Genomic DNA, 16,498 nt, shown 5'->3' on the forward strand with positions numbered 1-16,498 from the left:
CGCGATTCGCAGCGACGGGGCCGCACCCCTTCCCGCCGCGACGGTGCTCAGCCCTGACGGTGTGGTCGGGCGGTGCCGGACCAGGCGTGCCCCTTCCTCGCCGCGATGGCCGTCGGCCGGGATTGGCAGCGACGGGGCCCCGCCCCTTCTTCCCTCCGCGCCGGCGCTCAGCCCCGACGGCGTCGCCCGGCGGCCCCGAACCAGGCGTGCCCCTTCCTCGCCGCGACGGCGGTCGGTCGTGGTGGTGATCGGCTACGACGGTGGTACCCGGCAGGGCAACGCGCGGGCCCGGCCGTCGGGCGTGCGTGGGACGGCCGCCCTGCGCCCAGCGACGGGGCTTGCCCCCTCTTTTCGCCGGGGTGGCGATCAGCCACCGCGGTGTTGCCGACGGTGCCGTATGCGCCCGGCGCCCGTGGATAAGGGTCAGCTTCGCTTTCTGCGTTTTGCCAGGAGGCGCGGCAGGGCCGCCGGGACCGGGCGGCGGGTCGTCGCGGACGTCGGCAGCGGAGGCGCGGCAAGCGGCCCCTCCGGGAGGGCCGCCGTCGCCCCCGTAGGCGTCAGCCGGAGCACCCGGCACTCGCGGGACCAACGGCCCGTCATGGCCTCGCCGTCGGCCGCGTTGAGCCGCTTGCCCTTCAGCTCGGTCACCGCGGCCTCCCACTCCGCGGACCCCGCCGGGAGTTCGGACACCGTCGCCGTCCAGGTGACCAGCCGGCCGCCCTTGTCCTTGCTGCGCACGGTCACCTCGGCCGAGCCGCCGTCGGCGAGCCCGGGCAGCGGCTGTTCCCCGGGCCCGTCGCCGACCAGGCACACCGCACCGTCGTGCCACGCGTGCCACAGCGCACGCGCGGCGGGCGCCCCGGCACCGCGGACCCAGACGAGCCCGGACTTCTTCGTGGCCTCCTCGACGAGGGCACGGTCGAGCAGCTCGCTTGTCATGCGCCCAGCCTAACCAGCCGCCCCGCCGCCGACCGCCGACCGCCGGTCGCCGACCGTCCTCGCCGTCACAGCCAGCCGTTGCGCTTGAGCGTGCGGTGGATGGTCAGACACAGGGCCACCGTGACGCCCATGATCAGCGGGTAGCCGTACTTCCACTTCAGCTCGGGCATGTGCTGGAAGTTCATGCCGTACACGCCGCACACCATCGTCGGCACCGCGATGATCGCGGCCCACGCCGTGATCTTCCGCATGTCCTCGTTCTGCGCGACCGACGCCTGCGCCAGGTTGGCCTGGAGGATGGAGTTGAGCAGTTCGTCGAAGCCCACTACCTGCTCCTGGACCCGGGCGACATGGTCGGCGACGTCCCGGAAGTACTTCTGGATCTCCGGATCGATCAGCCGCATCGGCCGCTCGCTCAGCAGTTGCATGGGCCGCAGCAGGGGCGAGACCGCGCGCTTGAACTCCAGCACCTCGCGCTTGAGCTGGTAGATCCGCGCCGAGTCCACACCGCGCCCCGCCCCGCCCTTGCGGCTCGGCGAGAAGACCTCGGTCTCCACCTCGTCGATGTCGTCCTGCACGGCGTCGGCGACCGCGATATACCCGTCGACGACATGGTCGGCGATCGCGTGCAGCACGGCCGACGGCCCCTTGGCGAGCAACTGCGGGTCGTCCTGCAGCCGGTGCCGCAGTGCCCGCAGCGAACCCTGCCCGCCGTGCCGGACGGTGATGAAGAAGTCCCGCCCGGTGAAGCACATGACCTCGCCGGTCTCCACGACCTCGCTGGTGGCGGTGAGCTGGTCGTGCTCGACGTAGTGGACGGTCCGGAAGACGGTGAACAGCGAGTCGTCGTACCGCTCCAGCTTCGGCCGCTGGTGCGCCTGCACGGCGTCCTCCACGGCCAGCGGGTGCAGCCCGAACTCGCTTGCGATACCGGAGAATTCGGCCTCCGTGGGCTCGTGCAGCCCGATCCAGACGAACCCCCCGTCACGCCGCACCTGGCGCATCGCCTCGTGCGGGGTCAGCGGCTCGGCGCTCTCGATCCGGGTGCCGTCCCGGTAGACGGCGCAGTCGACGACGGCCGAGGGGGTCGAGGGGTCGCGGGTGGTGTCGTAGCTCCCGCTGTCCCGGCGCGGAGCGCTCTTGCGCAGGGAGGGGCGGGAGGGACGGACCACGGCACGCAGGTCGCGAATCATCGACATGGCGGGCTCCTTCGCGGTGGGCGGCGAAGCGCGAAAGGGCCGCGATGACGGCTGGAACTACCCGGAATGAGGACGTCCTGTGTGCGGATGTTTGGCACGTCCACAAAGCGGGGAGCACCGCACCGTCGCGGTGGCGAGCTTCGCTGCTGATTCAGATCAGACAGATCAGGCAGGGCAGAACGAAGTGCTCTTCCGAAAGCGCGTACGACGGCGCGAGCGCGAGAGGTGGCGGTAGGCCAGATCCGGAGCGGCTACATCAACAGCCGGAAGAGCGAGTGGTACTGCACGGTCGACTTCGATCCATGGCAGCCCCACCTCCTCCAGCCGGTCCCCCGTAAGGGACGGTCCATCCCCCGTAGGGGAGTCTCACAGGCGTCGGGACTCGATGCGACGCTTCTGCGTGCTGCCCCGAACCACCGGCCAAGAGTATCAGCCGACCGCGGTGTCAAGGTGCCGCTTTGCCCGCTGCTGACGAGTTCTATGCTCGCCGCATGGTTGATGTTCTTCCTCTGGTCGAAGCACGGTTGTGCGGCGCGCTGGGCGAACCGGACGCGCGCGCGGCGGTCACCTTCCTCGGCACGGACCGTATCGAGGTGCTCCGCTTCCAGGACCGCGACCGCGAGGGAGCCGTCGTCCGCTACGCCACGCTCGGCATGTCCGCACACCCCATGACGGAGCCCACGGCGATGCTCGCCGACCCCGTCCGGGGTCCCCGCGCCGAGTTGGTCCTGTCCGTCCGTGCCGGCCTCGCCGACACCGACAAGGTGCTCCGCCCGCTCGCCGTGCTGGCCGCCTCGCCGCAGGTGGAGGGCGTGGTGGTGACCCCGGGCGCCTCCCTCGACGTGGGGGAGCCGCTGTGGCCCGGCGCGCCCTTCGGCTCGGTCCTGGTGGCCGAGCCGGGCGGACTGGTCGAGGACCTGGAACTGGACGCGCCGATGGATCCCGTACGGTTTCTGCCGCTGCTGCCGATGACCCCGAACGAGGCCGCCTGGAAGCGCGTGCACGGCGCCCAGGCCCTCCAGGAGCGCTGGCTGACGAACGGGACGGACCTGCGGGACCCGGCCCGCGGATCCGTGCAGCTCGGCTGATCCGAGCCGGTCCGAGGGCGACCCGGACGTGATCGATCTCACCGAACCCTGGCCGGAACCGGTCAGTTGGCGAAAACGCCCACACCGCCCTCGGTGGCCTGCCGGGTTTCCGGCTCCTCGGCCTCGTCGGTGAGCGCGGCCCGCCGTACGACGACCACGAGCGCGCCGATCAGCGCGGTGACCGCCGCCACCACGAACGGGATGCGGTCGTCGGTCCACTCCTCGATCTTCGGCGCGCAGCAGGGAGCCGCCGCGGCGCAGTCTGCGGGGCGTCGGAGACGCCCGGTGCCGGTTCGGTGCAGACGGTGTTGTTCACGCCGACGAAGGCGCCGGACAGGACGGTGCAGACGAGGGCCGTGGTGTGGTCGCCGTAGCCGAGCACGAGCACCAGCACGTCCGCGGCGAGCAGCGTGTGGCCCGCTGCCGGGCGCGGTGCGGGCGGGGATTCCGTCCGGACGGGTGATCGTCCTTGACGTGGCGGTGTGCGGGTAGGACCGTGGGGCCCTATGAGGGGCGAACCCAGTTGCCCGAAGTGCGGTGGCCGGGTCAGGGCTCCCGGACTCTTCGCCGATTCCTGGCAGTGCGATGTGCACGGGACGGTGCATCCGCTGCAGCCCGTGATCCCGCCCAGCGTCGAGGCCCTCAGCGTGGTCGTCCATCGGACGCAGGTGCCGGTGTGGATGCCCTGGCCGCTGCCGGTCGGCTGGCTGTTCACGGGGGTGGCCTACGCGGGCGACGACCGCAGCGGCGGCAGGGCGACCGCGGTGGCCTGCTCGGGGCCCGGCCCGCTCGGGGGCATGGGCGAGCTGATCCTGGTCGCCGAGGAACTGGGCGTCGGCCTCGGCGCGCGCTACGCGGGCATCGCCGGCCCCGACCCGGGGCCGCACATGAACGTCGAGAAGCCGCCCCAGGCCAAGGTGCTGGCGGCCGGTCGCCCGACCCCGCTCTGGCATGTCACCGGCGCCCCGGTCGACCGTGCGGTCTTCGCGGGCGAGGCCCGCGGGTTGTGGCTGTGGGCCGTGGTGTGGCCGGAGCAGACGGGTCTGCTCATGTACGACGAACTGGTGCTGACGGACCTGCGGGACGCGGGCGCCGAGCTGGACCTGGTGCCCTGCGGAGCGCTGTCGCCGCGGCTGCTTGAACCCTGAGTGCCGACCGCGGGCCGGCCGTGCGGCGACGGTCGGAGGATGCCGCGGGAAGGCCGGGAACTGTAGGGGGCGCAGGCGTCCTCTGGCCGTGACACCGCACCCGTGGACGCCCGTTATCCTTAGGTGTCCCTTCGGTCCCGTCCCCGCCTGGAGCCCGCGTCGTGCGCATCGACCTGCACTGCCACTCCACGGCGTCCGACGGCACGGACACCCCGGCCGAACTGGTGCGCAACGCCGCCGCGGCCGGTCTTGACGTCGTCGCGCTGACCGATCACGACACCACCCGCGGCCATGCCGAAGCCATCGCCGCGCTCCCGCCGGGGCTCACCCTCGTCACGGGCGCCGAGCTGTCCTGCCGTGTCGACGGCATCTCCCTGCATCTGCTGGCCTACCTCTTCGACCCCGAGGAGCCCGCCCTGCTCGCCGAGCGCGAGCTGGTCCGCGACGACCGGGTGCCGAGGGCCCAGGGCATGATCGCCAAGCTGAACGAGCTGGGTGTCCCGGTCACCTGGGAGCAGGTGAAGCGGATCGCGGGCGACGGCTCCGTCGGCCGGCCGCATGTCGCTTCCGCGCTGGTCGAACTGGGCGTCGTACCGACCGTGGGCGACGCGTTCACCGAGGACTGGCTGGCCGACGGCGGACGGGCCTTCGTGGCGAAGCACGAGACCGACCCGTTCGAGGCCATCCGGCTGGTCAAGGCGGCCGGCGGCGTCACCGTCTTCGCGCATCCGGCCGCCGCCAAGCGCGGCCGTACGGTGCCGGAGTCCACCATCGCCGAGATGGCCGCGGCCGGCCTCGACGGCATCGAGGTCGACCACATGGACCACGACGCGGCGGCCCGGACCCGGCTGCGCGGACTGGCGAAGGACCTGGGGCTGCTGGTCACGGGCTCCTCGGACTACCACGGCAGCCGCAAGCCCGTGGCGCTCGGCGAGTACACCACGGACCCCGAGGTCTACGGCGAGATCACCCGGCGTGCGACCGGCGCGTTCCCGGTGCCCGGGGCCGGCGGGGCCTGACACCCGCCCGCGCCCCCCGTACGTCTCTTCCGCAAGGCTCTGCTGCACCCATGGTCGACCTCACCGTCTTCGGTTCCCTGTTCCTCACCCTCTTCGTCATCATGGATCCCCCCGGGATCACCCCGATCTTCCTCGCGCTGACCGCCGGACGCCCCGCCAAGGTGCAGAAGCGGATGGCGTTCCAGGCCGTCTGCGTGGCCGGCGGGGTGATCGCCGTCTTCGGCCTGCTGGGCCATCGGATCCTCGACTATCTGCATGTCTCCGTGCCCGCGCTGATGATCTCGGGCGGACTGCTGCTCCTGCTGATCGCGCTCGACCTGCTCACCGGCAAGACGGACGAGCCGAAGCAGACCAAGGACGTCAATGTCGCCCTCGTACCGCTGGGCATGCCGCTGCTGGCCGGTCCGGGTGCCATCGTGTCGGTCATCCTGGCCGTGCAGAAGGCCGACACCGTGGCCTCGCAGGTCTCGGTGTGGTCGGCGATCCTCGCCGTCCATGTCGTGCTGTGGCTGGCGATGCGCTATTCGCTGCTGATCATCCGGGTCATCAAGGACGGCGGGGTGGTGCTGGTGACGCGGCTCGCGGGCATGATGCTCTCCGCCATCGCCGTGCAGCAGATCATCAACGGGATCACCCAGGTGATCAAGGGCGGCTGAGCCACGGGCGGACCCGGCGGCCCCGCCTCATGCGCAGGGCCCCCGTCGGCGTCGATGCCGCGCGGGGGCCCTGAAAGCTCTTCGACGGTGGTCCGTGATCCGGGTGATCCCTGACCGGTGATCCGCTTGCTGAGTGTCCGTGCTTGCTGAGTGTCTGTTACGAGGCCGTGCTCTCGGCGGGTCGGATCCACAGCCGCTGTCCGATGGCGGCGGCCTGCTGCACGATCCGGTTGACGGAGGCGGCGTCCACGACGGTGCTGTCCACGGGCGTCCCGTCGACCTCGTCGAGTCGCATGATCTCGAAGCGCATGGCTTCTCCCTTCGTCTCGTTGTTCCGTCTGAGTCAACGGGATGCTTGTTACAAACATTCCCTACGCTAAGGAAATTTTTCGAACAACTAATTACTGACCGGTAAGAGGTTATTACGAGACTGACCGGGACCGGTTGTGTTCGCAGCGTGACCGCCGAGACAATGGAGGTGATGAACGACGACCAAGCCGGCATCCAGGCCCGCATCGACCGCACCAACGAGCTGCTCCAGCGCATGCTCGCCGAAGTGGCGAAGACGCCCTCGACCCACGCGATCTTCGTGGACGCCGGATACCTCTACGCGGCCGCGGGCCGACTGGTGGCCGGGACCGAGGACCGGCGCGCCTTCGACCTCGACGCGGAGGGCCTGATCGAAGCGCTCATCGACCGCGCCCGCACCATCTTCGCGGACAGCCGGCTGCTCCGGGTCTACTGGTACGACGGCGCCCGGCGTCGCATCCACACCGCCGAGCAGCAGTCCATCGCCGAACTCCCCGACGTGAAGGTCCGCCTCGGCAACCTCAACGCCAACAACCAGCAAAAAGGCGTCGACTCTCTCATCCGCACCGACCTGGAGTCCCTGGCCCGGCACCGCGCCATCAGCGACGCGGCGCTCATCGGCGGCGACGAGGACCTGGTCTCCGCGGTGGAGGCGGCCCAGGGCTACGGCGCCCGGGTCCACCTCTGGGGCATCGAGGCACCCGAGGGCCGCAACCAGGCGGAGCCCCTGCTCTGGGAGGTCGACAGCCAGCGCACCTTCGACCTGGACTTCTTCAAGCCGTACGTCGCCCGGCGCACCGCCCCCGTCTACGACGGCACGGCGAACCGGCCCACACGCGAGGACGTCCGCTTCGTGGGTGCCCAGATCGCGGCGAAGTGGCTGTCCGCGCGCGGCCGGGAGGCCCTGCTGGAACTGCTGCCAGGGCACCCCTATCTGCCCGGCTCGGTCGACCAGGACCTGCTGGTCGAGGCCGAAGGGCTGCTCCAGTACTCGCTGCGCGGCCAGGCGGAGCTGCGGCGCGCGCTGCGGGACGGCTTCTGGGAGCACCTGCAGACGCAGTACTGATCCGGTGGCGGGCCGGGGTCTAACCGTCCCCGCGTGTGCGGTTCTCGCTCTCCCCGCGTGTGCGGTTCTCGCTCTCCCCGCGTGTGCGGTTCTCGTCCTCTTCGCCCGTACGGTACTCGCCGTCCTCGCCTGTGCCGTCCCAGAAGCCTGTGCCGTCCCAGAAGTCGGCGATCGCTCGGGCCGTCGGGAGCGGCTGGTCGGTGTTGGGCGAGTGCTCCGCACCCGCGACGACGGTCCGGCGGGCCCCGAGCCGTACGGCCATGTCGTCAAGGAGCGGCACCGGCCAGGTGTCGTCGGCCGCGCCGGACAGCACATGGAACGGCAGCCCCGCCGCGGCGAGTTCGCCGACGCGGTCCGGCTCGATGCACAACTGGCGGCCGGTGGCGATCAGTTGGGCCGGCCTGTTGCCAAGCCAGCGCCGGCGCAGTGCCGCCCGGTCGTCCGGACCGCCGTCGACCTCGGTCTCCTCCGGCGGCTCCATCGCCTCGATGGCGTCCCACACCTCCGCCATCGACATCACGGCGAGGGCGTCCCGCAGCAGCTTGACGCGCTGCTGCTGGGAGGCGGAGATCTGCGCCGGGCCGGAGGCCATCAGGGTGAGCGAGCGGAACACGGCCCCGTCGAGCAGCACGGCCGCCCGCGCGATCTGCCCGCCCAGGGAGTGCCCCAGCAGGTGCACCGCAGTGCCCAGGGCCGCCGCCTGCGCCAGCACGTCCTGCGCCAACTCCCGCTGTGCATAGGCGGATTCGTCGTGCTCCGGGCCGTCCGACTCGTACTGCCCGCGTCCGTCCACGGCCACGGCCCGATAGCCGCGCCGTGCGAGCGGCACGAGCAGCGGATGGAAATCCTCCTTGCTCCCGGTGAACCCGGGCAGCAGCAGCGCGACCCCCCGCGGCTCCACACCGTCGGCCACGGGCGAGTCGACCACGGCGAACTCGCCACGCGCGGTACGCAACGCGTAGGCACGGGCACCGGGAGGCGGAACGAAGGAGGGTGGCCTGCTCATGCCCCAGAGGTTATCGGCCACCGGGGCCGGGAGCAGAACGGGCGGAGGACCCCGGATGAATCCCGCCAACCCGCCGACCGATCTCGCGCGAGGTGACGCCGCCAGGGCGTGACGGTGGGGTGCCGTGTGCGGGAACGCCGACGGCCCGGTCCCGCTGGGCGGGCCGGGCCGTCGGCGTGGGCGTGGCGGCGGTGCCGGTCAGGCCTCCGGGGATTCCGCCGCCGCGGCGGTCTTGCGGGTCCTGCGCGCCCTGGGCTTCGTCTCCGCGGCCGCGTCGGTGGCCTCGGCGTCGGCCGTGTCCGCCAGGGCCGTGGCCTTGCGCGTGCGGCGCCTCGGCTTGACCTCCGGCTCCTCGGTGGCCTGCGCCGGGATCCCGGCGGTCACCGGTGCGGCGGCTGCCTTCCGGGCCCGACGAACCTTCGGCTCGGCCTCGGCGGTTGCCTCCGGCGTGTCCGCGGTGTCCACGGTGACGGTCGCCTTGCGGGTGCGCTTCGGCTTCGCCTCGGCCTCCGCCGGTGCCTCGGCGGCAGCGGTGGTCTTGCGGGTGCGCTTCGGCTTGGCCTCCGTGGCCTCCGCCGTGTCCACGGCGGTCTCGGCCGCGGTCGCGGTCTTGCGGGTGCGGCGTGGCTTGGCCTCGGTGGTGGCCTCCGGCGTGCCGGTGGTGTCCGCGGTGGCGGTCGCCTTGCGGGTGCGCTTCGGCTTTGCTTCGGTGCTCTCGGCCGTGTCCACTGCGGTCTCGGCGGCGGCCGTGGTCTTGCGGGTGCGCTTCGGCTTCGCCTCGGCCTCCGCCGTCTCCGCCGGCGCCTCGGCGGCAGCGGCGGTCTTGCGGGTGCGCTTCGGCTTCGCCTCGGCCTCCGCCGTGTCCACGGCGGTCTCGGCCGCGGTCGCGGCCTTACGGGTGCGGCGGCGGGGCGTGGCGGCCTCCGCAGTCTCCGCGACGTCGGCCGTTCCCTGCGCCTCCTCGGCGGGGACCTGCGCGGCGGCGGCCTTACGGGTCCGACGGGCCTTGGGCTTCGCCTCAGCGGCTTCGGCGGTGTCCATCGCCGCTTCGGCAGCGGTCGCCGTCTCGGCCGCAGCTGCCGTCTTGCGTGTACGGCGACGCGGCTTCGCCGGCGCCTCCGACTCCGCAACCGCCGCTGCCTCCGCTGCCTCCGGCGCGGGCGCCGCGGCCACGGGCTCGACGACCGGCGCGGGTTCGACGACCGGCTCGGGCCGGACGACGGCCTGAGCCTCGACGCTCGCCTCGGGCCGGACGCTCGCCTCGGGCCGGACGGCGGCCTCGGGTGCGGCGATCGCCTCGGGTGTGCTCTCGGCCGGTGTCGCCGCGCGCTCGCGCTCCGTCGCCTTGCGCGTGCGTCGGCGGCGCGGCTGCCGCTCGGGAACCTCGACCGTGCCCTCCGCCGTCGTCAGGGCGGCCTCGCCGGTCGGCGCCGGCTCGGTCGCCGCGGCGACCGCCACCGGCTCCGCGGGCGCCCCGCCACGGGTGCGGCGACGGCGGCGCGGCGTACGCGGCGCCGTGACCTCCTCCGCGGTGACGGCCTCGGCGGCCGGCACCCCGGAGTCGGCCGGCACAGCCCCGGACCCGGCGGGTGCCGAGTCGAGCGGTGCCCCGCCGCGCGTGCGGCGGCGACGACGCGGCGGGCCCGCCGGACGCTCGCGCTCGGCCGGACGCTCGCGCTCGGCCGGCCGGGACTCGCCCCGGCCGCCTCGCCCGCCGCGACCGCGCGCACCGCGGCCCCCGGTCTCGCCCAGATCCTCCAACTCCTCCGCCTCCAGCCCGGCGCGCGTGCGCTCGGAGCGTGGCAGGACACCCTTGGTGCCCTCGGGGATGCCGAGGTCGGAGAAGAGGTGCGGGGAGGTGGAGTACGTCTCCACCGGGTCGTTGAAGTCCAGCTCCAGCGCCTTGTTGATCAACTGCCAGCGCGGGATGTCGTCCCAGTCGACGAACGTGATCGCCGTACCCTTCGCGCCCGCACGGCCGGTACGGCCCACGCGGTGCAGATACGTCTTCTCGTCCTCGGGGGACTGGTAGTTGATGACGTGGGTCACGCCCTCGACGTCGATGCCGCGCGCGGCGACATCGGTGCACACGAGGACGTCGACCTTGCCGTTGCGGAAGGCGCGCAGCGCCTGCTCGCGGGCGCCCTGGCCCAGATCGCCGTGGACCGCGCCGGAGGCGAAGCCGCGCCGCTGGAGCTGCTCGGCGATGTCCGCCGCCGTCCGCTTCGTACGGCAGAAGATCATTGCGAGCCCGCGGCCCTCGGCCTGCAGGATGCGCGCGATCATCTCCGGCTTGTCCATGGAGTGACCGCGGTACACGAACTGCTTGATGTTCGCGACCGTCGCGCCCTCGTCGTCCGGCGCGGTGGCACGGATGTGCGTGGGCCGGGACATGTACCGGCGGGCCAGGCCGATCACCGCGCCCGGCATGGTCGCCGAGAACAGCATGGTCTGGCGCTTGGCCGGCAGCATGTCGATGATCTTCTCGACGTCGGGCAGGAACCCGAGGTCCAGCATCTCGTCGGCCTCGTCGAGGACCAGACACCTGACGTGCTTCAGGTTCAGCTTCTTCTGCCCGGCGAGGTCCAGCAGCCGGCCGGGGGTGCCGACGACCACGTCGACGCCCTTCTTGAGGGCCTCCACCTGGGGTTCGTAGGCCCGGCCGCCGTAGATCGCGGTCACCCGCACGTTGCGCACCTTGCCCGCGGTCAGCAGGTCGTTGGTGACCTGCGTGCACAGCTCGCGGGTGGGGACGACGACGAGCGCCTGCGGGGCGTCGGTGAGGGCTTCGGGTGCGGCCCGGCCCGCCTCGACGTCGGCGGGGACGGTGACGCGTTCGAGGAGCGGGAGGCCGAAGCCCAGCGTCTTGCCGGTGCCGGTCTTGGCCTGGCCGATGACATCCGTGCCGGAGAGGGCGACGGGGAGGGTCATCTCCTGGATGGGGAAGGGAGTGATGATGCCGACGGCCTCCAGGGCCTCGGCTGTCTCGGGAAGGATTCCGAGTTCTCGAAACGTCGTAGTCAGGGTGCTGCCTCTTCTGTGTGCGCGGCGCGAGGCGAGCGCGGGGGTCGTGTCGGACCGTGCCGGGGACGTCGGCTGCCTCACGGGCGAACCGCGGGGGCAAGCCGTTTGGCACGGGACCTCTGCCGACGCTCTAGCGCTCTCGCCGCTGAGGGTTCCCTCCGGTCGGCGTACGCAATGTGCCGTACGTCCATGGAGGGGCTGTCGGGTCGGAGCCGATCGGGCCACCGACCGGGCATCCTCATGCGTGCGGCCTGACCGGAAGCGGCGTCGGAACGACGGAGTTCCCAGCAGGCGCATTACCACCATACCCCGGATTCGTGCACATGCGATGGCCGATTTGGCCACGTAGTCGTCCTCACACTGATCGATCAAGGACTTCCGCCGCCCGGTGAGCGGGCTATTGTGCGCTTCATGACGAGCTCTGACAAGCCTGACCACGCCCCCGAGGACGCCTCGCCCGAGGCCACCGGAGTCGCCGCCCAGGACTGGGCCACGGCCTCCGCCGACCCGCAGTACCGCGCCGCGGTCGTGGACCTGCTCGGCGCGCTCGCATACGGCGAGCTGGCGGCGTTCGAGCGGCTCGCGGAGGACGCCAAGCTGGCGCCCACCCTCGCGGACAAGGCGGAGCTGGCGAAGATGGCGTCGGCCGAGTTCCACCACTTCGAGCAGCTGCGGGACCGGCTCGCGGAGATCGGTGAGGAGCCGACCCGGGCGATGGAGCCGTTCGTCGCCGCGCTCGACGGCTTCCACCGCCAGACGGCACCCTCGGACTGGCTGGAGGGGCTGGTCAAGGCGTACGTCGGCGACTCGATCGCCAGCGACTTCTACCGGGAGGTCGCGGTCCGGCTCGACGCCGACACGCGCGGGCTCGTGCTCGCCGTCCTCGACGACACCGGGCACGCCAGCTTCGCCGTCGAGAAGGTGCGCGCGGCGATCGACGCTGACCCGCGGGTGGGCGGCCGGCTCGCCCTGTGGGCGCGGCGGCTGATGGGCGAGGCGCTGTCGCAGTCGCAGCGGGTCGTCGCCGACCGGGACGCGCTGTCCACGATGCTCGTCGGCGGTGTCGCGGCCGGCTTCGACCTCGCCGAGGTCGGCCGGATGTTCTCCCGGATCACCGAGGCGCACACCAAGCGCATGGCCGCCCTGGGGCTGGCCGCCTGACCGGGCCGGGGAGCGCCACGAGGAGCGGCGCCGGCGGGGGGGCCACCGGCGGCTGCGCCGCCGCGGCCCGCCGTGCGCTCACGCCGGGGCGGATCGTCGGCGCAGCCGTCCCGCCGGGCGCAGCAGCAGTGACAGCGAGGCCGCGGAGACGACCGCCGCGCCGAGCAGGCTGACCGGGACCGGGCCGGCGCCCAGCGCGGTGTGCGTCACGAAGTCGCCGAACAGGGCCCCGGCGACCCCCGTGAAGAAGACGAGGAGGCGGGCGGGCAGCCGGTGGGACAGCCTGCGCACCGCGACGGCCGCCAGAGCCAGGCCGACCAGAGCCGAGCCGAGAGCTTCCAGGATCATGAGGGGTCCTTCCACACGGCCGGCCGGCGCTTCACGGTCGTAGCCCGTCCTACCCGTGACCTGCGGAATGCAATCCTCCTCTGTGTGCGACTTGTGCGTCGGATGTGGAGCACCTCCGCGCGTCGGACACATGCGAGGGGCCCGGTGGCAATCTGCCACCGGGCCCCTCGTCCGAGGTGTCGCGGGTGCGTCCGACGCGCGCCGGGCGGCGGGCGTCGGCCCACGGGGCTACAGCGCGCTGAAGCCCACCTTGCGGGTGGTCGGCTCGCCCAGCTCGACGTACGCCAGACGGTCGGCGGGGACCAGGATCTTCCGGCCGTCCTCGTCCTCAAGGCTCAGCAGCTGCGACTTGCCGGCCAGCGCCTCGGCCACCACGCGCTCGATGTCTTCCGCGTTCTGACCGCTCTCCAGAACGATCTCGCGGGGCGCGTGCTGCACGCCGATCTTGACCTCCACGGCTATGTCCCTCCGACGGTCAGTGAAGTGCGCGACCCAGCGCGCCGTACCAGCACACATTAGCCCGGTGAGGGGACGTACATGCTGCGCGCAAGAACGCCAGGAGCGAACAGCGAGCGGGAACAGGACGGGGCCGGTGGCGGCCGGGCCGCTCAGGGGTGCTGCTCGGCGCCGTGCAGCGGGAAGCCGGCGATGCCCCGCCAGGCCAGCGACGTCAGCAGCTGCACCGCCTGGTCCCGGGGAACGCTCCGGTCGCTGTGCAGCCAGGAGCGGGCGACCACCTGGGCGAGGCCGCCGAGCCCGGAGGCCAGCAGCATCGACTCCGCGCGCGACAGACCCGTGTCCTCGGCGATGACCTCGCAGATCGCCTCGGCGCACTCGTTGCTGACCTTGTCGACGCGCTCGCGCACCGCGGGCTCGTTCGTCAGGTCGGACTCGAACACCAGACGGAACGCCCCGCCGTCGTCCTCGACGTACGCGAAATAGGCGTCCATCGTCGCCCGGACGCGCTGCTTGTTGTCGGTCGTCGACTCCAGCGCGCCCCGCACCGCCTGGATCAGGGACTCGCAGTGCTGGTCCAGCAGTGCGAGGTAGAGGTCGAGCTTGCCCGGAAAGTGCTGGTAGAGCACCGGCTTGCTGACGCCGGCCCGCTCGGCGATGTCGTCCATCGCGGCCGCGTGATAGCCCTGCGCCACGAAGACCTGCTGGGCGGCGCCCAGGAGCTGGTTCCGTCGGGCACGGCGCGGCAGGCGCGTGCCTCGCGGGCGTGCCGCCTCTGTCTGCTCGATGGCTGTCACGCCGCCTCCCAAAATCGTCCACATGCGGTGTGCGCCGCGCCGCCATCGTACTTTTCGGTAACCGTGGTGTGCGCGGTGCGAGCGCAGAATTTCACGGACCGGACGCCGGCGGTAGCCGATCAGGGTCCCTCAGCAGGGCAGGTCACTGCCCGTGTCCGGGCAGGCGTCAGCGGTAGTCGTCCTCGTCCAGGGCCACGACCCGTGCCTGTTCGATGAGATCGGCCTCGTTGGCGCGGTCCGGCTCCACGCCGGTCAGGGGATCGTCGTGCTCCGGCGCGACGTCCGCGTGCTGCTCGGCCGCGTCGACCTCGGGCGCCTCGACGTCGATCTCCGGAACTCCCCGGACCTCCTCGTCCTCGACGCTGTCGGGATCGGTGGGGTCAAAGGCCATGGTGGGCTCCCTTCCTACGAACGTCCCCGGAAGAAGCGGGGGCCACACTGCGGGTGCCCTGTGTACGAGCGTAAGACACCGATACGGACGCTATGCCATGAGATGCCGGCCGCTGTCAGGACCGCGCCCCGCGACACGCCCGGGGGGCGGCCGTTCTGTGACGGCGAACACAGGATCCGCCGCGTGATCGTCTCGTAACATTGCCGCATGTCTTCGACCGAACTGCCGTCCGTGTCGGCCACCAGCGTCCTTCCGAGGGTGGCCCTGGTCAGGGTCGAGGAGGGCGAGCGGCTGAGGTCGGTCGGGCTGCCGGGGGTCACCCTGTCGATCCGGGCGCGGCCTCCCGCGCGCGAGGGACTTCCGCCCGCGCTGTTCGTGCACGGGCTCGGCGGCTCCTCGCAGAACTGGTCGGCGCTGATGGCCCGGCTGGACGACGTCGTCGACGGCGAAGCGGTCGACCTGCCGGGCTTCGGAGACTCCCCGCCGCCGGACGACGGCGACTACTCCGTCACGGGCCACGCGCGCGCGGTGATCCGCTACCTCGACGCGGCCGGGCGCGGCCCGGTGCATCTCTTCGGCAACTCCCTGGGCGGCGCGGTCGCCACCCGGGTCTCCGCGGTCCGCCCGGATCTCGTCCGGACCCTCACGCTGGTCTCTCCCGCCCTGCCGGAGCTGCGCGTGCAGCGCACCGCCGTGCCGACGGCCCTGCTGGGCCTGCCCGGAGTGGCCGCGCTGTTCACCCGGATCACCCGGCAGTGGACGGCCGAGCAGCGGGTTCGCGGCGTCACGGGCCTGTGTTACGGGGATCCCGGGCGGGTGACTCCGGAGGCGTTCCAGCACGCCGTGGAGGAACTGGAGCGGCGGCTGCGGCTGCCGTACTTCTGGGACGCGATGGCGCGCAGCGCGCGCGGGCTGGTGAACGCGTACACGCTGGGCGGCCAGCATGGGCTGTGGCGCCAGGCCGAGCGCGTACTCGCCCCGACCCTGCTGATCTACGGCGGCCGCGACCTGCTCGTCGGCTATCGCATGGCCCAGAAGGCGGCCCGTTCCTTCCGTGACTCCCGGCTGCTGTCCCTGCCGGACGCCGGGCATGTGGCGATGATGGAATACCCTGAGACGGTGGCCGGTGCCTTCCGGGAACTCCTGTGCGATGTGCGGGAGTTGGACGGCGGGTCGGTCTCGGCGCGGCGACTTGAGAGGCCCGGTGGACCCGGCTTCGCCGACGTCGACGCGGAGGTCGGAACCGATCTCGGCGACACGGGCGCCAGGAGCTGAGGGGGGCGAGGTGGGACGGCACAGCCGCCGCGGATCCGCCTCCAAGGGCGACGCCGCGGACATAACCGCACGGCGAGATGCGGCGGGCCCGGGGGCGGCGACGGGCGGCCAGGGTGACATCGGCGCCCCGCGCGCCGGGCGCGCGCCGGGACAGGCGGCGCGGCCGGGCCCCACACCGGGACAACTGCCCGGCCAACGACGTCCCACGGCCGACGGGATGCCCGCGATGCCCGCGCGCGGGGTTCCACGGGTGCCGGACGGGGCCGTGGCCCAGGGGATCCCCCGGATGCCGGACGGGAGTCCCGCTGGTGGGGTACCTCGGTCGGGTGACGGGGCTCCGGGTCGGGGCGTGCCGCGGTTGCCGGACGGTACTCCGGCTTATGGGTTTCCGCGGTTGCCTGACGGGGCTCCTGCTCGTGGGGTACCCCGGCCGGCGGATGGGACTCCCGCGCGGGGTGTGCCGCGGTTGGCGGACGGTACTCCGGCTTATGGGTTTCCGGGGTTGCCCGACGGGACTCCTGCTCGTGGGGTACCTCGGTCGGGTGACGGGGCTCCGGGTCGGGGCGTGCCGCGGTTGCCGGACGGTACTCCGGCTCATGGGTTTCCGCGGTTGCCC

16 protein-coding genes and 1 pseudogene are annotated in these 16,498 nt (G+C 72.5%); 7 read left to right on the top strand and 10 right to left on the bottom strand.

All coding sequences use genetic code 11. The features are described 5' to 3' along the window. Window positions 1–423: 423 nt before the first annotated feature. The gene (locus tag ACFYTE_RS02385; protein ID WP_388703721.1) at window positions 424–939 is read right to left on the bottom strand and encodes a hypothetical protein; all 516 of its coding nucleotides are present in this window, start codon (window positions 937–939) and stop codon (window positions 424–426) included. 65 nt (window positions 940–1,004) lie between these two features. Next, entirely contained in the window at window positions 1,005–2,138 is a 1,134-nt protein-coding gene (locus ACFYTE_RS02390) for a magnesium and cobalt transport protein CorA (protein WP_388703724.1), read from the bottom strand. A 491-nt stretch (window positions 2,139–2,629) separates the two neighbouring features. Between ACFYTE_RS02390 and ACFYTE_RS02395 the strand changes: the two genes are divergently transcribed. After that, window positions 2,630–3,226: a suppressor of fused domain protein gene (locus tag ACFYTE_RS02395; protein WP_388703727.1), complete on the top strand. Its 597-nt coding sequence runs from the start codon at window positions 2,630–2,632 to the stop codon at window positions 3,224–3,226. Window positions 3,227–3,288: 62 nt separating this feature from the next. Here the strand turns inward: ACFYTE_RS02395 and ACFYTE_RS02400 are convergent. Then, window positions 3,289–3,635, bottom strand: a pseudogene (locus ACFYTE_RS02400) (MFS transporter); the annotation flags it as partial. Window positions 3,636–3,732: 97 nt separating this feature from the next. Between ACFYTE_RS02400 and ACFYTE_RS02405 the strand changes: the two are divergent. The 3 genes from ACFYTE_RS02405 to ACFYTE_RS02415 all read left to right on the top strand — a co-directional run bounded on the left by ACFYTE_RS02405 (window position 3,733) and on the right by ACFYTE_RS02415 (window position 6,049). After that, on the top strand, window positions 3,733–4,374 hold the full coding sequence (locus ACFYTE_RS02405) for a DUF6758 family protein (RefSeq protein ID WP_388703730.1): 642 nt from the start codon (window positions 3,733–3,735) through the stop codon (window positions 4,372–4,374). Window positions 4,375–4,535: 161 nt separating this feature from the next. Next, on the top strand, window positions 4,536–5,393 hold the full coding sequence (locus ACFYTE_RS02410) for a PHP domain-containing protein (RefSeq protein WP_388703732.1): 858 nt from the start codon (window positions 4,536–4,538) through the stop codon (window positions 5,391–5,393). A 50-nt stretch (window positions 5,394–5,443) separates the two neighbouring features. Further along, window positions 5,444–6,049, top strand: a complete 606-nt coding sequence (locus ACFYTE_RS02415; protein WP_388703735.1) for a MarC family protein — start codon at window positions 5,444–5,446, stop codon at window positions 6,047–6,049. 157 nt (window positions 6,050–6,206) lie between these two features. Here ACFYTE_RS02415 and ACFYTE_RS02420 read toward each other — a convergent pair whose 3' ends face one another. Then, complete coding sequence (locus ACFYTE_RS02420; RefSeq protein ID WP_121887214.1) at window positions 6,207–6,359, bottom strand: hypothetical protein; 153 nt, start codon at window positions 6,357–6,359, stop codon at window positions 6,207–6,209. A 171-nt stretch (window positions 6,360–6,530) separates the two neighbouring features. Between ACFYTE_RS02420 and ACFYTE_RS02425 the strand changes: the two genes are divergently transcribed. Continuing rightward, on the top strand, window positions 6,531–7,424 hold the full coding sequence (locus tag ACFYTE_RS02425) for an NYN domain-containing protein (protein WP_388703737.1): 894 nt from the start codon (window positions 6,531–6,533) through the stop codon (window positions 7,422–7,424). 19 nt (window positions 7,425–7,443) lie between these two features. Here ACFYTE_RS02425 and ACFYTE_RS02430 read toward each other — a convergent pair whose 3' ends face one another. Continuing rightward, the gene (locus ACFYTE_RS02430) at window positions 7,444–8,430 is read right to left on the bottom strand and encodes an alpha/beta fold hydrolase (RefSeq protein WP_388703740.1); all 987 of its coding nucleotides are present in this window, start codon (window positions 8,428–8,430) and stop codon (window positions 7,444–7,446) included. 198 nt (window positions 8,431–8,628) lie between these two features. Further along, window positions 8,629–11,361 carry a DEAD/DEAH box helicase gene (locus ACFYTE_RS02435; RefSeq protein ID WP_388704041.1) on the bottom strand — a complete coding sequence of 911 codons (2,733 nt, stop codon included), beginning with the start codon at window positions 11,359–11,361 and terminating at the stop codon, window positions 8,629–8,631. A gap of 495 nt (window positions 11,362–11,856) precedes the next feature. On the opposite strand from ACFYTE_RS02435, the gene ACFYTE_RS02440 reads away from it, so the two are divergent. Further along, window positions 11,857–12,615 (top strand): ferritin-like fold-containing protein, encoded by a 759-nt coding sequence (locus ACFYTE_RS02440; RefSeq protein WP_388703742.1) that lies wholly within the window; start codon window positions 11,857–11,859, stop codon window positions 12,613–12,615. Between the two features lie 78 nt (window positions 12,616–12,693). Here the strand turns inward: ACFYTE_RS02440 and ACFYTE_RS02445 are convergent, their stop codons facing one another. The 4 genes from ACFYTE_RS02445 to ACFYTE_RS02460 all read right to left on the bottom strand — a co-directional run bounded on the left by ACFYTE_RS02445 (window position 12,694) and on the right by ACFYTE_RS02460 (window position 14,607). After that, complete coding sequence (locus ACFYTE_RS02445; RefSeq protein ID WP_388703744.1) at window positions 12,694–12,963, bottom strand: hypothetical protein; 270 nt, start codon at window positions 12,961–12,963, stop codon at window positions 12,694–12,696. 228 nt (window positions 12,964–13,191) lie between these two features. Then, the gene (locus tag ACFYTE_RS02450) at window positions 13,192–13,419 is read right to left on the bottom strand and encodes a DUF3107 domain-containing protein (protein ID WP_388703746.1); all 228 of its coding nucleotides are present in this window, start codon (window positions 13,417–13,419) and stop codon (window positions 13,192–13,194) included. A 152-nt stretch (window positions 13,420–13,571) separates the two neighbouring features. Beyond that, a complete protein-coding gene (locus ACFYTE_RS02455; RefSeq protein ID WP_388703749.1) occupies window positions 13,572–14,216 on the bottom strand; it encodes a TetR/AcrR family transcriptional regulator in 645 nt (214 codons plus the stop codon). A 166-nt stretch (window positions 14,217–14,382) separates the two neighbouring features. Beyond that, on the bottom strand, window positions 14,383–14,607 hold the full coding sequence (locus tag ACFYTE_RS02460; RefSeq protein ID WP_388703751.1) for a hypothetical protein: 225 nt from the start codon (window positions 14,605–14,607) through the stop codon (window positions 14,383–14,385). 207 nt (window positions 14,608–14,814) lie between these two features. On the opposite strand from ACFYTE_RS02460, the gene ACFYTE_RS02465 reads away from it, so the two are divergent. After that, window positions 14,815–15,882: an alpha/beta fold hydrolase gene (locus ACFYTE_RS02465; protein WP_388703754.1), complete on the top strand. Its 1,068-nt coding sequence runs from the start codon at window positions 14,815–14,817 to the stop codon at window positions 15,880–15,882. The last annotated feature ends 616 nt before the right edge of the window (window positions 15,883–16,498 follow it).

Source organism: Streptomyces sp. NPDC004629 (genome assembly GCF_042873595.1).
In the GTDB taxonomy this organism is placed as follows: Bacteria; Actinomycetota; Actinomycetes; order Streptomycetales; family Streptomycetaceae; genus Streptomyces.

Bases quoted from the DNA above. Each gene is read 5' to 3' on its own strand.
- ACFYTE_RS02385 (WP_388703721.1), bottom strand. From the start codon at position 939: ATGACAAGCGAGCTGCTCGACCGTGCCCTCGTCGAGGAGGCCACGAAG.
- ACFYTE_RS02465 (WP_388703754.1), top strand. From the start codon at position 14,815: ATGTCTTCGACCGAACTGCCGTCCGTGTCGGCCACCAGCGTCCTTCCG.
- ACFYTE_RS02405 (WP_388703730.1), top strand. From the start codon at position 3,733: ATGAGGGGCGAACCCAGTTGCCCGAAGTGCGGTGGCCGGGTCAGGGCT.
- ACFYTE_RS02415 (WP_388703735.1), top strand. From the start codon at position 5,444: ATGGTCGACCTCACCGTCTTCGGTTCCCTGTTCCTCACCCTCTTCGTC.
- ACFYTE_RS02420 (WP_121887214.1), bottom strand. From the start codon at position 6,359: ATGCGCTTCGAGATCATGCGACTCGACGAGGTCGACGGGACGCCCGTG.
- ACFYTE_RS02460 (WP_388703751.1), bottom strand. From the start codon at position 14,607: ATGGCCTTTGACCCCACCGATCCCGACAGCGTCGAGGACGAGGAGGTC.
- ACFYTE_RS02445 (WP_388703744.1), bottom strand. From the start codon at position 12,963: ATGATCCTGGAAGCTCTCGGCTCGGCTCTGGTCGGCCTGGCTCTGGCG.
- ACFYTE_RS02435 (WP_388704041.1), bottom strand. From the start codon at position 11,361: ATGACCCTCCCCGTCGCCCTCTCCGGCACGGATGTCATCGGCCAGGCC.
- ACFYTE_RS02390 (WP_388703724.1), bottom strand. From the start codon at position 2,138: ATGTCGATGATTCGCGACCTGCGTGCCGTGGTCCGTCCCTCCCGCCCC.
- ACFYTE_RS02425 (WP_388703737.1), top strand. From the start codon at position 6,531: ATGAACGACGACCAAGCCGGCATCCAGGCCCGCATCGACCGCACCAAC.
- ACFYTE_RS02395 (WP_388703727.1), top strand. From the start codon at position 2,630: ATGGTTGATGTTCTTCCTCTGGTCGAAGCACGGTTGTGCGGCGCGCTG.
- ACFYTE_RS02430 (WP_388703740.1), bottom strand. From the start codon at position 8,430: ATGAGCAGGCCACCCTCCTTCGTTCCGCCTCCCGGTGCCCGTGCCTAC.